Here is a 16,486-nt window from a genome sequence, read left to right as displayed (position 1 = left end):
TTGTTATGTGGGTTAAAATTTCTTTACAAACGGTCTTTCAGCATCACAATAAAAATCATGGTGATGTTTTTGTTCACAATGCGTTTGTGGTATAACAGCCTGTGTATCTGCCTTCTTAGAAGTTCTAAATATCTCTATAAGGTTAAAAATTGATTTTTCTACTATATTCATCTTTACCGACTTTTAATTACAATGCAAAGATGTAGTGAAAATGAAGGGTAGTGTTAGTAATAATTTCCCGACTGCTTGCCCAAGTTTCCCTTAAGCAGAAATAAGTAGATTTTCTCGGTATTCCGAAGGTGTTTTTTTGGTCATTTTTTTAAAAAAACGACTAAAATGTGCTGGATCATTAAATCCTAGATCAAAAGCGATTTCCTGATTTTGCTTATCTGTAAAATGAATAAGTCTTTTTGCTTCCAAGGTCAAACGTTCCAAGATAATCTGTTGTGGAGACCTTTGGTTATAAATTGAAAAAAGGTTAGAAAGTGTTTTGGGTGATTTGAAAAGCATTTCAGCATAATCACTCACCTTTCTTTTCGTCTTGTAATGAATATCCACCAAATAATTGAATTTTCTTATGGTATCTATTTGATCATTGTTCAATTCCTTAACAATCAGTTGTTCCTTGGCCAAACGGGTACTCATGATTATCAATCTTTTCAGAAGCATTTGAAGCATATCACCTTGAATATTATCTGGCGTAGAGAACTCTTCCAAAAAAACCTCAAACCATATATTAAATTTTCGTAATTGGTCCTCTGGAATAGAAATTATCGGTAAATCCTGTGTTCCAAAAAAGAGAATGCCATTGCAAGAAACTTCAGTATCGTGATCAGAAATACAATAGAACTCTCTATTAAAAAGGATGGCCGAAATTGGCAAGTCGGTTTTAGTAAAGGAAACATTTTGCAAATAGGTGACCGTTACTATTTGATTCGGCATAAGTTCTAAAACCATATCATCTACAACAAATTCTATGGGTTTATCATTCCTATTCCATAAAAATTTAATGGTGTTGGAAGTTATAGAGAAACGATCATTATCTCTTTTAATATCATCTGTTAAACCCAAAATTGCCCCCAATTTGGGGTCTTTGTATTCGTACCTCATTAAGTTTTACTCTTCCGGTTATTCTAGCAAAACAGCCATTTTATTGAGTTTAGTCCCCTTATTTTGTTGATACTTACATCTGTTTTAAAACCTGTTTCAAAGGATTTCTTAAACAAGAGTGTTAATGTGCCCGTACAATTTTAACACTTTTGAAACTTTTCTTAGTATTGACTATGGAAAAGACGAAGTTTTATGATGAAGCGATAAATAATTTCTATCGCGATAAAGCATTGAATAGCTACCCGATAAGCTCAATGGATATTTTTGTACAACATTTTAGTAGGGTGTGTAAAAACTTAGAGGATATAAAAAATCTAAGTGGTCTGGCGCAAAAAGAAAAGTGGCAAACCGATTTCCTGTTCAAAAATGAAATCATGGATAACGAGCATACTGTTGTGGTCACAGACTCCAACCTTACTATTGTCTACGCTTCTCAAAATATGTTTAAAATGAATGGTTATATGCCGTCTGAAGTTGTGGGCAAAAATCCAAAAATGTTCCAAGGCAAGGGAACCTGTAAAGAAACCACAAAACAGGTTTCAAATGCCATTAAACGTCATCAGCCCTTTGAAGTTGTATTGTTGAATTATAGAAAAGATGGTACTCGATACAATTGTTGGATTAAGGGTACTCCCATATTTGACAACAAGAACAGATTTGTCAATTTTATAGCTTTTGAAAAAGAGGTAGCATAAGTTCTTTATTAAAAACTACAGGTTTCTATTTCAGTAACGCGTAAAGTATTCACCATTCCCTTGTCCTTTATGGGCATTGCTGCAAGACTGATAAGCATATCCCCCACATCCAAAAATCCTTTTTTACATGCAATTTGGTTCACGTCTTCAATGGTTTCGTCTGTAGACACATATCTATCATAATAGAATGCCTTTACGCCCCATAGCAAATTAAGCTGCGTTAGAATTCTTTTGTTGGATGTAAAAACAAGTATATGGGCACTAGGTCTCCATGCTGATATTTGAAACGCTGTATATCCACTATTCGTTAAAGTTGAAATAGCTTTTGCTTGAATTTCATTTGCCATTGTAGCAGCATGATAGCAGACAGATTTTGTAATATATCTTTTTGTTCGAATATGAGGAGGTGTTTGTGGCACATTTATTAAGCTAGATCCCTCCACACTCATTAAAATACTCGACATTTTCTCGATTACTTCAACGGGATAATTCCCTACAGAAGTTTCCCCTGAAAGCATTACAGCATCTGCCCCATCCATTACAGAGTTTGCCACATCGTTAACCTCTGCCCGTGTTGGGGTTAGGCTTGTAATCATGGTTTCCATCATCTGTGTGGCTATAATCACTGGAATCCTTGCCTTTTTGGCACGCAGCACCAATTTTTTCTGGATAAGTGGAACCTCATGTGCTGGAACTTCTACCCCCAAATCGCCTCTTGCAACCATTAATCCATCACAATATGCCACTATTTTATCAATATTTTCAACAGCTTCCGGCTTTTCAATTTTAGCGATGATAGGAATCTTATGTTCCGTATGCTTGTTGATAAGATTTTTCAAATCTATTAGATCTTCGCTATGACGAACAAAGGAAAGAGCCATCCAATCAACATTTTGGGAAATGGCAAATATGGCGTCTTTGATATCTTTCTCCGTTAAGGCCGGCAATGAAATATCGGTATTGGGAAGATTTACTCCCTTTTTTGATTTTAAAGGACCCCCTTGTATGACAGTGGCTTTAACCTCATCCTTTCCATTAGTGGATTTTACTTCGAAAATCAATTTTCCATCATCCAATAAAATACGTTCTCCAGGTTTTACATCTTGGGGAAACGTTTGGTAATTCATGTAAACCCGCTTCGCACTTCCTTCAAAAGGTTCTCCGGTAGCAAAAGTAATCTCATCTCCAGGAGCTACAACTGCTTCACCACCCATAACTCCTACCCTAAGTTTTGGACCTTGAAGGTCTCCAAGAATTGAGGTGTTAAATCCCAGTTCTTCATTTAAATCCCGTATCATTTGAATACGTTGAGCTACATCATCATGAGAAGCATGTGAAAAGTTTATTCTAAAAACATCCACACCCGCTTCCATCATTTTTTTTAGCACTTCCCTTTTACTGGTGGCTGGACCAAGAGTTGCTACAATTTTTGTCTTCTTTCTAGTTGGCATTGCTAAAAGATTAAGTTTCTTTTTGATTTTAAGGTTCTTGTTTCCACTGGATAAGCAGTGATAACACCAGAAATGGAATTAATAAATTTTACGTGGTTCTGAATAAGGGTCTCATCTTCTCCATCAATCTTCAAAAAATAATCCACTTCTTTTCGCTCTTTGATTAAATGATTTGTGCTTAAAGAAGTATTGTTTCCGAATAGACCCTCAGAACGTATTGGTATTTCCACGGTACATTTGTTGGAAATGAGAACCCATGAGGTATCACTTATACCATCATCCCACACGAATGTAGAAAATGATAGATTTTGGTTCACTTCCAAATCTTTCCCACTTCGTCTTAAATGTAAACCACAATTAAAATTTATAGCATAGGTAATGGCATAATCTTCCAAACTGCTATGTATTGCAATAAGCTGAAAATTATCGTCATAAAAGTCTATTGATATTTTGTGTGTGGTTGACATGGCTATAACACGAAATGTAAATATAAACCTAATACGCTTCTCCGCCTAGTTGAAATAAAACAATACGGTCTTGGAACCTTACGAAAACGTTAGAGTTTACTTTTATTTAAAGTTGTTGGCTTTCAATTTTGCTCTGTAATGCAAAGTATGCTCTTCTGGAGGCTTTTTCTTCTGCCTTTTTTTTGGAGGTAGCCCTTGCCTTTGCCATCATTTTATCAGCAATGGTCAGCTTCACTGCAAAATGCTTTAATTCATCTTTCCCGGTGTCCTCATAAACACTATAATTGAATGTCTTTTTTTGTTTTTGACACCATTCTATAACCAAACTTTTATAACTGATGACCCTCCCTTCCAATTGTTCAATGTCAACATAGGGCTCTATGACTCGATCATTGATAAACTTCTCACAATAGGGGTAACCTTTGTCCAAATAAATTGCTCCCACCAAGGCTTCAAAAACATTTCCATGAATGTTTTCCCCAAAATGTGATTTGGGAATCCTACTTTCCACAAATCGAAGAAGGTCCAAATCTTTTCCCAATTCATTTAAGTGTTTACGGCTTACAATCTTGGAGCGCATCTTGGTCAAATATCCTTCATCTCCCTCTGGGACCTCACTGTATAAGTGTTTTGAAATTATTGTTCCCAACATGGCATCCCCTAAGAATTCAAGGCGCTCATAATTCATAGGATTCCCATCCGCATCCCTTTTATTTACGGAACGGTGCAAAAAGGCTTTTTTATAAATTTCTATGTCTTTGGGCTTAAAGCCTAAAATTCTTTTTATTCCCAAAAAAAAATCCCCATCCATTTTAGGAGGGGAATTGAATATTTTGGTAGAAAATTTCATCTGCTATAAAACTACTCTATTTTTTTGAACAAAACACATGCGTTGTGACCTCCAAAACCAAAGGTGTTACTCATGGCTATATTCACTTCTCGCTCTTGCGCCTTATTTAAGGTCAAGTTAAGCGATGCATCTATATTTTCATCTACCGTACCATGGTTTATGGTAGGTGGAACAATACTATTTTCCATTGCCAATATGGAAGCGATGGCTTCAATGGCTCCTGCAGCACCCAATAAGTGACCGGTCATGGATTTTGTAGAATTGATATTGATATTCTTGGCGTGATCTCCAAAAACTTTGGAAATGGCTTTAAGTTCGGCCACATCTCCTAAAGGTGTGGAAGTTCCATGAGTATTTATATGGTCAACATCTTCTGGTTTCAGTCCTGCATTTTCCAAGCAATTCTTCATTACTTCAACAACACCAATACCTTCTGGGTGTGGAGCGGTCATGTGGTGTGCATCGCTTGACAATCCTCCACCTAAAACTTCAGCGTATATTTTTGCACCCCTAGCTTTGGCATGCTCATATTCTTCCAAAATCAAAGCCCCTGCGCCTTCTCCTAAAACAAACCCATCCCTGGTTCCATCAAAAGGTCTTGAAGCTGTTTCCGGACTTTCGTTTCTGGTAGATAATGCATGCATGGCATTAAAACCGCCCATTCCAGCAATAGTAACCGCTGCTTCACTTCCACCTGTAACAATGACATCACAATATCCTAAACGAATCGAGTTTAGCGCATCGAACATAGCGTTTGCAGAAGATGCACATGCAGAGACCGTTGTGTAATTTGGCCCCATGAATCCGTGCTTTATGGAAATATTGGCTGGTGCTATATCTGCAATCATTTTTGGAATAAAGAATGGATTAAACCTTGGTGTTCCATCTCCATCAGCAAAGTTTAAAACTTCTTGCTGAAAAGTTTCCAGCCCTCCAATTCCTGCTCCCCAAATAACGCCTACCCGTAATTTATTTATCTCATCCAAGTTAATTCCAGAATGCGCTATAGCTTCATCTGAAGAAACCAACGCATATTGAGCAAACCTATCCAGCTTCCTCGCAAACTTTCTATCAAAAAAGTCTTCTGGGTTATAGTCTTTGAGTTCACAGGCAAATTTGGTCTTGAACTTTTCCGTATCAAAATAGGTTATGGGCGCACAACCACTTTTACCGTTCTTTAGTCCTTCCCAATAAGCCTCTAAATTGTTCCCAATGGGTGTTAACGCACCCATTCCGGTAACTACTACTCGCTTTAACTGCATTGAACTATTTTTTAACCTTTAGAACCTAAATTAAAAAAAAATTATCCATGTGATGATCATCACATGGATAATTTAAAATCTTTAGTAAGAAATCATAAGATTACTTAGCTTCTTCTATATAGCTTATGGCCTGGCCAACAGTTGCAATGTTTTCTGCCTGATCATCAGGAATTTGAATGTCAAATTCTTTTTCAAACTCCATGATAAGTTCAACAGTATCCAAGGAATCCGCGCCTAAATCATTGGTAAAGCTAGCTTCCGCTACTACTTCATTTTCATCTACACCTAGTTTATCAACGATGATAGCTTTTACTCTTGATGCAATGTCTGACATAATTATTTCGGTTTTAAAAATTTAATCGTTGGCAAAAATATAAAACTTTGGATTAAATACACCATTTGTCGATAAAATGTGCTTCAAATTAAACATCTTATGTTCCAGTATATTACTTTAGCCCTATAAAATAGGCTCACAATCAATCATAGAAGTCCCAAAATGAAACGAATCGTAATCCTAGCCTCGGGCAGTGGTTCTAATGCAGAAAATATCATTTCTTTTTTTAAAGATGATAGTCGGGTTCATGTTTCCGCAGTACTTACCAACAAAAAAAATGCTGCAGTATTGGAGCGTTGCGAAAGATTAAAAGTCCCTGCTTTTTATTTTAACCGAACTGCTTTTTCCGATTCTGATGGTGTAATCCAGCTGCTTACCTCCCTAAATCCCGATTTAATTGTTTTAGCAGGGTTTTTATGGAAAATCCCTACTTCTTTATTAAATGTTTTCCCGAATAACATTATTAACATACATCCTGCATTGCTTCCCAAATATGGTGGAAAGGGCATGTACGGTTCCAAAGTCCATCAATCCGTAAAAGACAATGCTGATTCTGAAACAGGCATTACCATTCACTACGTAAACCAAAATTATGATGAAGGTGCTATTATCTTTCAGGCCAAAACAAAGGTTGCACCATCTGATGATGCAAATTCCATAGCTGAAAAGGTGCATCAATTGGAATATGAACATTTTCCTAAGGTGATTGAAAAACTTCTTTTGAAAGATGGGGACTAAGCGAAAGTTTTATGTTGTTTGGAAAGGTAAGCACCCCGGTATTTATGAATCGTGGGATGATTGTAAAGCACAAATAAAAGGTTTCAAGGGGGCACAGTATAAATCTTTTCAGGACTTTGCAGAAGCCAAAAAGGCTTTCAACAGTAATTATTTAGAGTATAAGGGGAAATCCAAAGGCAAAAAAGAACTGTCAGCAGAGGAATTATTGAAAATTGGGGAACCAAATTACAACTCTATTTCGGTAGATGCCGCTTCAAGTGGCAACCCTGGAAAAATGGAATACCAAGGGGTGGATACCAAAACCAAAAAAAAACTATTCAAACAAGGCCCTTTTGAAGAAGGAACTAATAATATAGGAGAGTTCTTAGCTCTTGTGCACGGGCTGGCTTTTCTTAAAAACAACAAGAGCACACGTGTTCTTTATTCCGATTCCAGAATTGCAATGGGTTGGGTACGAAAGAAAAAATGTGGTACCAAGTTGAAAAAAAATTCAAAAAACAAAACACTTTTTGAACTCATTCAACGTGCCGAGGAGTGGTTAAACCAAAATACATACGATACCCCAATTGCCAAATGGGAGACCAAGGCATGGGGAGAAATTCCTGCGGATTTTGGAAGAAAGTAGGTTAGATTTTGCACAATTGAATCCTCTTTCCCTTAATTGTATTATCTGTTGTGCTAAATGGAATATGTAAGTGTATATTTGCACCAAAATTACATGAATGGGCAAATTGCTTATTGTTGGGAGTATGGCTTTCGACGAAATTGAAACTCCTTTTGGCAAGACAGGTAAGATTTTGGGAGGTGCGGCCACATTTATAAGCTTGGCAGCAAATCAGTTTAAAGTAGATTCCGCTGTAGTTTCTGTTGTTGGGGAGGATTTTCCCCAAGATTATCTAGATATATTAACAGACCGAAACATAGATATCACCGGTGTTGATATAGTAAAAGGAGGTAAGACTTTTTATTGGAAGGGAAAATACCATAATGACCTAAACTCTAGGGACACCCTTGTTACCGAACTTAATACCTTGGGTGATTTTAATCCTATTGTTCCAGAAAACTTCAAAGATGCCGATGTGGTTATGCTCGGAAATTTACATCCAAGTATCCAAATGGGTGTAATTAACCAAATGAAAGAACGACCGAAACTCATCATTTTAGATACCATGAATTTTTGGATGGACAATACATGGGAAGAGTTAATCGACGTAATAAAGCATATTGACATAATTACAATTAATGATGAAGAAGCTCGCCAATTGACGAGTGAGTATTCATTGGTGAAAGCTGCTGCCAAAATACAGCAAATGGGGCCTAAATATGTAGTTATCAAAAAAGGTGAACATGGAGCCCTTTTATTTCATAATGAACATGTTTTCTTTGCTCCCGCACTTCCTTTAGAGGAAGTTTTTGATCCAACCGGGGCAGGAGATACATTTGCAGGTGGATTTGCAGGGTATTTGGCACAGACTAAAAATCTTTCTTTTGAAAGTATAAAGAACGCCATTATCCATGGTTCTAATCTAGCTTCATTTTGCGTGGAGCGTTTTGGAACAGAACGAATGTTGGAACTTCAAAAGGATGAGGTTGACAAACGTTTATTACAGTTTAAGGAATTGACACAATTCAATATTGAATTAACATAAATATCTGCCCTGAACTATTTTAGGGCTTTTTTATTTTATTTAGTTATGAGTGATGCGATTAAGCACGAATGCGGAATATCACTGATCCGTTTGCTTAAACCTCTGGAGTACTACAAAGAAAAATATGGTACAGCTTTCTATGGCGTAAACAAAATGTACCTGATGATGGAAAAACAGCACAATAGAGGTCAAGATGGTGCTGGTTTCGCAAGTATAAAACTAGATATGGATCCTGGTGAGCGCTACATGAGTAGAGTGCGTTCTGCAAAACAGCAACCTATACAGGACATATTCGCACAGATCAATGATCGTATCAACACTTCACTTGATCAGCATCCAGAATATTTGGACAATGTAGCTTTTCAAAAAAAGAACATTCCCTATATAGGTGAATTATTGATGGGACATGTTAGATATGGCACTTTTGGAAAAAATAGTATCGAAAGCGTTCATCCTTTTTTAAGACAAAACAATTGGATGCACCGAAACCTTATCGTTGCAGGTAATTTTAATTTGACCAATGTTGATGAACTTTTCAACAACCTTATTACGTTAGGGCAGCACCCAAAGGAAATGGCGGATACTGTTACCGTGATGGAAAAAATTGGACATTTTTTAGACGATGCCGTTGCCAAACTTTACAAACAAATAAAAAAAGAAGGGTATAATAAAAGAGAAGCCTCTCCTTTAATAGCAGAGCGACTGAATGTTGCAAAAATTTTGACCAAGGCTTCCAAGAATTGGGATGGTGGCTATACCATTGGTGGTTTGTTGGGGCATGGTGATGCTTTTGTGGTACGTGATCCAGCAGGAATTCGTCCCGCCTATTATTACAAAGATGATGAGGTTGTGGTTGTGGCATCAGAAAGACCGGTAATTCAAACTGTTTTCAATATTAAATATGAACAGGTACAGGAATTAGATCCCGGACATGCACTTATTATCAAGAAAAAAGGAACTGTTCATTTAGAGGAAATACTTGAACCAACAGAACGTAAAGCATGTTCTTTTGAACGTATCTATTTTTCTAGAGGTAGCGATAAAGAAATCTACCAAGAGCGCAAAATGTTGGGGAAAATGGTCTTTCCCCAAATTTTAAAATCCATTGATGATGATTTGGCGAATACGGTATTTTCCTTTATTCCCAATACTGCCGAAACTTCCTTTTTTGGAATGGTAAAAGAAGCGCAAAACTATCTCAACAAAAGAAAGGAAGAGCAAATTTTAGCATTGGGTCCAAAAATTACCGGTGAAGAACTTCATAAGATTCTCGAAGTTAGGCCCCGAATAGAAAAAGTAGCTATCAAGGATGCCAAGCTTCGTACTTTTATTACCCAAGACAGTAGTAGAGATGATCTTGTGGCCCATGTATATGATATTTCATATGGTTCGGTAGAAGAAAACGATAACCTGGTTATTATTGATGATAGTATTGTTCGTGGGACAACCTTAAAAAAGAGCATCCTTAAAATTCTTGATAGGTTATCTCCAAAAAAGATAATAGTGGTCTCCTCAGCTCCACAAATTAGATATCCCGATTGTTATGGTATAGATATGGCCAAATTAGAGGATTTTGTTGCTTTTAAAGCGGCCCAGGCATTGCATGAAGAAAATGGGACAACTTCAAAAATTAAAGAGATTTACGAAAAATGTCTAGCCCAAACTGGCTCCAAGGATAAAGAGGTCGTGAATTACGTAAAAGAATTTTATGCCCCGTTCACTGCAAACCAAATTTCAAAGAAAATAGCTCAGCTGCTCAGTCCAAAAGGAATCAATGCCGAGGTGGATATCATTTATCAAAGTATTGAAAGTTTGCATGAAGCCTGTCCTAAAAATTTAGGTGACTGGTATTTCACAGGCAACTACCCAACTCCCGGTGGAAACAGAGTGGTAAATAGGGCCTTCATAAATTTCTATGAAGGAAAGAACCAAAGGGCGTATTAATTTTATGGTATCTAAATTAAAGTTAATGTGTGCATTTCATCGATGAAATATGCATGTTGCCGTGTTTTTGTTTTCTGGGTAGAAGTCAAAACTACTTTAGCAATGCCATAGCATAAGTAGGTTAAGTTCATGGTAAGATTTGGGGCAAAAAAGGTGGAAGCTATTCCACCTTTTTTATTTTCAGGTAATCCAACAACTCCAGTCTGTAATCCTTTTCTTTAACAATAGTACTCGCTATCAACAAGTCTGCCTGTTCAACCCAATTAATAGGGTTTCATCTAAAAGCTTTTTCAATACGTGTCTCCTTGACGTACATTTGGAGGACCATAGCATAAGTAGGTTAAGTTCATGGTAAGATTTGGGGAAAAAAGGCGGAGAAATCTCCGCCTTTTTTATTTTTCAGTAGTCCCGCAACCTCATCCCGTAATCCTTTTCTTTAACAATAGTACTCGCTCTCCACAAGTATGGCGGTTCAACCCAATTAATAGGGTTTCATCTAAAAGCTTTTTCAATACGTGCCTCCTTGACGTACATTTGGAGGACCATAGCATAAGTAGGTTAAGTTCATGGTAAGATTTGGGGAAAGAAGGCGGAGAAATCTCCGCCTTCTTTATATTTGAGCCCCAAGGATTTACCAAATTTCCGCACTGTATTATCTGTAATTTTCTTTTGAAGAATCAAAAAAAGCCTCAAAAACTTTTGTTATTTCTCACAATACCAGTAATTTAGTTTTGCCATAGCATAAGTAGGTTAAGTTTATGGTAAGATTTGGGACGAAAAGGGTGAGGGCTTCCTCACCCTTTTCTATTTATGCCTATTGATTAAATAAAAAAGGTCCAGCACACAATTGTGTGCTGGACCTTTTTTGGTCTCTGGAAATGGTCTAACTATTTTCCAGATTCATAATTTTCAGAAACCTTATCCCAATTAATTACATTAAAGAAAGCTGATACATAATCAGGTCTTCTATTCTGATAATTCAAATAATATGCATGTTCCCAAACATCCAATCCTAAAATTGGGTGCCCATCGCATCCTGTTCCCGGCATTATGGGATTATCTTGATTGGGTGTTGAGCATACTTCAACTTTACCCCCTTTTTGTACACAAAGCCATGCCCATCCAGAGCCAAACCTTGTACCCGCTGCTGCGCTAAACTTTTCTTTAAACGCATCAAAAGAACCAAAAGCCTCATCGATGGCCGCAGCCAATGCTCCACTTGGGCTTCCTCCTCCATTTGGGGACATTACTTCCCAAAATAAGGAATGGTTATAAAACCCGCCTCCATTATTCCTTACGGCTCCATTAGATATATCCAAATTTGATAAAATGTCAAGGATTTCCTTTCCTTCTAAATCTGTTCCTGCAATTGCACCATTCAATTTGGTTGTATATCCGTTATGGTGCTTTGTATGATGGATTTCCATCGTTCTTGCGTCTATGTGTGGCTCTAAAGCATCATATGCATAGGGCAATTTTGGTAATTCAAAAGCCATATTTGTATTGTTTTTAAGTTATTAATGATTCCTGTAAAAATACGGTTTTAAGATATATATTCATGCAATTCCGTATTAAGTTCAGGTTGGTAATCCGTAATTTGCAAGAAAAACTTTTTGGAGGTTTCCAGCTTTAAAATATACAGCGCATCCGCAGGTTCTGGCAAAACATATACTTTGACCAAGGAATACCTTAAGTTATTGCTCTCCAACGATTCTCCGATTAAGTTTCGACAAATATTGGCCATCACCTTCACCAACAAGGCTGTTGGGGAAATGAAAACCCGAATTTTGGATAATCTTTTCCTTTTTGGCAACACAACAGATTCTAAAAATCAGAACACATTATTCCATGAAATTTGCCAAGACCTTTCAATAAATGCCGAACAACTACAACAACGTTCCAAGCTCGTCCTTAAACGAATTTTACACAACTACTCTTTTTTTGAGGTTTCTACAATTGATAAGTTCAATCATAAGATAATAAAGACATTTGCCAGAGATCTTCAGCTTTCACAAAATTTTGAGGTAGAACTGGATATTGAACTTCTTTTGGAAGAAGCTGTGGCCCAATTATTGGAAAGGGCTGGAACAGATAAGGAACTTACCAACGTTCTCCTTGCTTTCTCCTTGGAAAAAATAGATGATAATAAAAGCTGGAATATTTCATATGATCTTGTGGAAATTGGAAAACTTCTTTTTCAGGAAAACCATTCTGGATATGTAGAAAAACTACTGTCAAAATCGATAACGGATTTTCAGCAAATTCAAAAGAAAATTTTATTACAAATAAAGGAGATTGAAAAGACTGTTGGTATTGAAGCACAGAAAGTAATTCAGGAAATTGAAAATCAAGGATTCCTTTTTGCTGATTTTCCAAGACAGACCCTTCCCAACCATTTCAAAAAAATAATTGATGGCGAATTTGGAACTAAAATTCTCTATGGCAACAAGCTTGAAAACAGCCTGATTGAAAATACCATTCTAAAATCTGGTGATAAAAGGGACACTAGCCATTTATGTAGCTACGTTTTGGATAGTTTTTTATTTATCAAAAAAAACCTTTATAACCGAGCTTATCTTAAAAACATATACGGCAATATAGTTCCCTTAACTGTTTTGAATGAAATAGCCAAAGAAATCAAGAACATTGAAATTGAAAAGGATATCATCCCCATTTCGTCATTAAATTCTTTGCTTTCAAAAGAGATAAAAAATCAACCCGTTCCCTTTATTTATGAGCGAATGGGTGAAAAATATCGACACTATTTTATTGATGAATTTCAAGATACTTCTCAAATGCAATGGGAAAACCTGATTCCTTTAATAGGAAATGCTTTGGAAGGTGAGAATGAAAAAAACGAACAAGGGTCTTTATTTTTAGTCGGTGATGTAAAACAGGCAATTTATAGATGGCGAGGCGGTAGAGCGGAACAATTTCTTAATCTCTTAAACTTAAAATCACACCCTTTTGCGGTTGAACCTTCTATTAACTCATTAGTTACAAATTGGAGGAGTTACAGTGAAATTGTAGAATTCAATAATAGCTTTTTTGGTTTAACAGCCCCATTTTTAAAAAACGAAGACTACAAAAGCCTTTTTTTAGAAGGTAGTAATCAAAAAATTAATGCAAGACTAGGTGGTTTTGTCTCCATGTCTTTTTTGAACAAGGACGTGGACGACAAAAAAGAAGCTTATTGCACCAAGGTTTTAGACGCAATCAATCAACTTACTTCTAAAAAAATTACGTATTCCGATATCTGCATTTTGGTGCGGGATAATAGCAAAGGGATGCTGCTTGCTAATTTTCTATCAGAAAACCAGATTCCTATTATTTCCTCAGATTCCTTGTTACTTAGTGGCAATGAAAAAGTAGTTTTCCTTATTTCGCTTCTTACCTTTATTGAAAATTTAAATGATAAAGAAGCAAGCTTTCAGGTTTTGTCCTACTTGGCTGATGATGAAAACGAAAAACATAATTTTATCTCTTCCAACCTCGTTGGATTGGAAAATTTGCTTTCGGAAAAATATGACTTCGACATACAAAAATTAAAAGGGTCAACTGTACTTACAATTTTGGAAACCGCAATAGCCCAATTTGATCTTGCTAATGACGCCGAAGCTTATCTTACTTTTCTTATGGACGAAGTATTGGTTCTAGAAAAAAAGAAAGATCCTGGCATACACTCTTTTTTAAACTATTGGGAGCAGAAAAAAAATTCACTTTCAATTACCGCACCAGATAGCATTAATGCAGTCAAAATTATGACTATTCACAAAGCAAAGGGTCTTGAGTTCCCTTTTGTTATTTTTCCCTTTGCCAATGCAATAATTGATGATAAGCGTAAGAAAAAGAAATCTTGGGTTGTTTCCACAGAAGCAGAAGACAAGTTAGGACTGGAAGAGTTTCTCATTGACACGAAACAAGAAATGTTACTTTACAATGAATTTGCCGCCAACACCTATGCCCGAGAAGCAGAAAAAACTGAATTGGATTCACTGAATGTTCTCTATGTTGCATTGACCCGCGCAAAAAAAGGCCTCTATATCATTTCGGAAAAAGTTAAGGACTTTGTTTCATTGGCAAATGCCAACTCCTATTCAGATTTGTTTCAACATTACCTTGATCAAAAAGGAATCCAAAAAAATGAACAGGAGGTATATTCTTTTGGAGAATTATTGGAGAATTCTGGAACATCTCAGCGTCAAACAATCCCCAGTGGTTCTATTCCATATATAATAAGGCCCAAAGAAAGTTCAGGTTTTACCATTTCAACAAAATCAAGCCGCTTATGGGACGATGAGAAAAGAGAGGCCATTGAAATGGGCAATTTGATTCATTTTGTTTTGAGTCATATTAAAACAGCGGATGATGTTCCGAAAGTTCTTGCAAATCTTCAATCTTTAGGTCACTTCCAAAAAGATTCGGAACCTCTTATCAAACAAAAAGTATATGGTGTGGTAAACCATCCAAAATTACAGCAGTATTTCTCGGATAGATTTCAAGTTTTGAACGAAAAAGAAATTCTTACGGTCAATGGAAAATCCTTACGCCCAGATCGAATTGTAATTCACGATAAGGAAGCAACTGTGATTGACTATAAAACAGGAAAGCCATCCCCCATTTATAAGCAACAAATTATGGAATATGCAGATGTGCTAAAAGAGATGGATTTCACAATTAAACATGCAATAATTGTCTATATTGACCGCAAAATAAATCCCGTTTTTCTATAAATTAAAACTATGTACGGTAAGATAAAAGAACACCTCACACAAGAATTGGATGCCATTAAGGAAGCAGGCTTATTTAAAAAAGAGCGAATCATAACTTCTCCCCAAGATGCGGTCATTAAAATTTCCTCAGGACAGGAGGTGATCAATTTTTGCGCAAACAATTATTTAGGGTTATCCTCTCACCCTAAAGTAATACAAGCTGCAAAAGATGCATTGGATTCACATGGTTTTGGTATGTCTTCGGTCCGATTTATTTGTGGTACCCAGGATATCCACAAGGAACTGGAAGAAAAAATAGCTGCATTTTATGGTACTGAGGATACCATTCTATATGCTGCCGCTTTTGATGCCAATGGAGGAGTTTTTGAGCCCTTATTGACAGCAGAAGATGCCATAATCTCAGATTCCCTGAACCACGCATCAATAATTGATGGTGTTCGTTTGTGCAAGGCCAAGAGGTATCGCTATGCCAATAATGATATGGCCGATTTGGAAGTGCAACTAAAACAAGCTCAAAAAGACGGAGCAAGATTTAAAATCATTGTTACTGATGGTGTTTTTTCTATGGATGGGCTTTTGGCCCCATTGGATAAAATTTGCGATTTGGCGGATACGCATGATGCCCTTGTTATGATTGATGAATGTCATTCCGCAGGATTCATCGGTGAAACCGGAAGAGGTACACTTGAAGAAAAAGGAGTTATGAATCGAATTGATATAATCACTGGCACATTGGGAAAGGCTCTAGGCGGTGCCATGGGTGGATATACAACAGGTAAAAAGGAAATTATAGAAATGCTCCGGCAAAGATCCAGACCCTATTTATTCTCAAATTCCCTGGCCCCAGCAATAGTAGGAGCTTCAATTAAGGTTTTTGAGATGCTGGATAATGATACTTCGTTGAGGGATAAGCTTCAATACAACACCGAATATTTCAAAAATGGAATGAAAAAAGCTGGTTTCGACATTATAGATGGAGACTCTGCCATTGTTCCCGTAATGTTATACGATGCCAAGCTCTCCCAAAAAATGGCAGATATGCTATTGACTGAAGGTATATATGTAATAGGATTCTTTTATCCTGTGGTGCCAAAAGGCAAGGCACGGATAAGGGTGCAACTGTCCGCAGCCCATGAAACGGAACATTTAAACCAAGCAATAAAGGCATTCATTAAGGTTGGAAAAGCGCTTAAAATCGTTTAAGTGCTTTAAATAATCCATGTAATGCGTTAAAAAAAATGAAAAATTGATTT

General features: G+C 36.7%; 14 protein-coding genes. 7 read left to right on the top strand and 7 right to left on the bottom strand.

Annotated elements, in window-relative coordinates; all coding sequences use genetic code 11:
* Positions 1–261: 261 nt before the first annotated feature.
* Complete coding sequence (locus AAY42_RS13325) at positions 262–1,110, bottom strand: helix-turn-helix domain-containing protein (RefSeq protein ID WP_055396032.1); 849 nt, start codon at positions 1,108–1,110, stop codon at positions 262–264.
* A 173-nt stretch (positions 1,111–1,283) separates the two neighbouring features.
* Here AAY42_RS13325 and AAY42_RS13320 point away from each other — a divergent pair, with 173 nt between their 5' ends.
* Positions 1,284–1,805, top strand: coding sequence for a PAS domain-containing protein (locus AAY42_RS13320; RefSeq protein WP_055396030.1), 522 nt, complete (start codon positions 1,284–1,286; stop codon positions 1,803–1,805).
* Positions 1,806–1,813: 8 nt separating this feature from the next.
* Here AAY42_RS13320 and pyk read toward each other — a convergent pair whose 3' ends face one another.
* The 5 genes from pyk to AAY42_RS13295 form a co-directional block, all read right to left on the bottom strand.
* Entirely contained in the window at positions 1,814–3,256 is a 1,443-nt protein-coding gene (pyk, locus tag AAY42_RS13315) for a pyruvate kinase (RefSeq protein WP_055396028.1), read from the bottom strand.
* 2 nt (positions 3,257–3,258) lie between these two features.
* On the bottom strand, positions 3,259–3,723 hold the full coding sequence (locus AAY42_RS13310) for an IPExxxVDY family protein (RefSeq protein ID WP_055396026.1): 465 nt from the start codon (positions 3,721–3,723) through the stop codon (positions 3,259–3,261).
* Between the two features lie 106 nt (positions 3,724–3,829).
* The gene (gene rnc / locus AAY42_RS13305; RefSeq protein ID WP_055396023.1) at positions 3,830–4,573 is read right to left on the bottom strand and encodes a ribonuclease III; all 744 of its coding nucleotides are present in this window, start codon (positions 4,571–4,573) and stop codon (positions 3,830–3,832) included.
* A gap of 11 nt (positions 4,574–4,584) precedes the next feature.
* Positions 4,585–5,835: a beta-ketoacyl-ACP synthase II gene (fabF, locus tag AAY42_RS13300; RefSeq protein WP_055396021.1), complete on the bottom strand. Its 1,251-nt coding sequence runs from the start codon at positions 5,833–5,835 to the stop codon at positions 4,585–4,587.
* 100 nt (positions 5,836–5,935) lie between these two features.
* A complete protein-coding gene (locus AAY42_RS13295) occupies positions 5,936–6,169 on the bottom strand; it encodes an acyl carrier protein (protein WP_009778413.1) in 234 nt (77 codons plus the stop codon).
* Positions 6,170–6,331: 162 nt separating this feature from the next.
* Between AAY42_RS13295 and purN the strand changes: the two genes are divergently transcribed.
* The 4 genes from purN to AAY42_RS13275 all read left to right on the top strand — a co-directional run bounded on the left by purN (position 6,332) and on the right by AAY42_RS13275 (position 10,500).
* The gene (gene purN, locus AAY42_RS13290; RefSeq protein ID WP_055396019.1) at positions 6,332–6,907 is read left to right on the top strand and encodes a phosphoribosylglycinamide formyltransferase; all 576 of its coding nucleotides are present in this window, start codon (positions 6,332–6,334) and stop codon (positions 6,905–6,907) included.
* The gene (locus AAY42_RS13285; RefSeq protein WP_055396017.1) at positions 6,897–7,532 is read left to right on the top strand and encodes a ribonuclease H1 domain-containing protein; all 636 of its coding nucleotides are present in this window, start codon (positions 6,897–6,899) and stop codon (positions 7,530–7,532) included. The genes purN and AAY42_RS13285 overlap by 11 nt, the downstream gene beginning before the upstream one ends.
* Before the next feature lie 97 nt (positions 7,533–7,629).
* Positions 7,630–8,556 (top strand): PfkB family carbohydrate kinase, encoded by a 927-nt coding sequence (locus AAY42_RS13280; protein ID WP_055396015.1) that lies wholly within the window; start codon positions 7,630–7,632, stop codon positions 8,554–8,556.
* 45 nt (positions 8,557–8,601) lie between these two features.
* On the top strand, positions 8,602–10,500 hold the full coding sequence (locus AAY42_RS13275; protein ID WP_055396012.1) for an amidophosphoribosyltransferase: 1,899 nt from the start codon (positions 8,602–8,604) through the stop codon (positions 10,498–10,500).
* Positions 10,501–11,387: 887 nt separating this feature from the next.
* Here the strand turns inward: AAY42_RS13275 and AAY42_RS13270 are convergent.
* Positions 11,388–11,996 carry a superoxide dismutase gene (locus AAY42_RS13270; protein WP_055396010.1) on the bottom strand — a complete coding sequence of 203 codons (609 nt, stop codon included), beginning with the start codon at positions 11,994–11,996 and terminating at the stop codon, positions 11,388–11,390.
* A 117-nt stretch (positions 11,997–12,113) separates the two neighbouring features.
* Between AAY42_RS13270 and AAY42_RS13265 the strand changes: the two genes are divergently transcribed.
* Together AAY42_RS13265 and kbl are read left to right on the top strand one after the other, a co-directional pair.
* On the top strand, positions 12,114–15,233 hold the full coding sequence (locus AAY42_RS13265) for a UvrD-helicase domain-containing protein (protein ID WP_055396008.1): 3,120 nt from the start codon (positions 12,114–12,116) through the stop codon (positions 15,231–15,233).
* A 9-nt stretch (positions 15,234–15,242) separates the two neighbouring features.
* A complete protein-coding gene (gene kbl, locus AAY42_RS13260; protein ID WP_055396006.1) occupies positions 15,243–16,436 on the top strand; it encodes a glycine C-acetyltransferase in 1,194 nt (397 codons plus the stop codon).
* Positions 16,437–16,486: the final 50 nt, after the last annotated feature.

Origin of the sequence: Flagellimonas eckloniae (assembly GCF_001413955.1) — a bacterium.
GTDB lineage: Bacteria > Bacteroidota > Bacteroidia > Flavobacteriales > Flavobacteriaceae > Flagellimonas > Flagellimonas eckloniae.
This window is presented reverse-complemented; position numbering and strand designations above follow the sequence as displayed.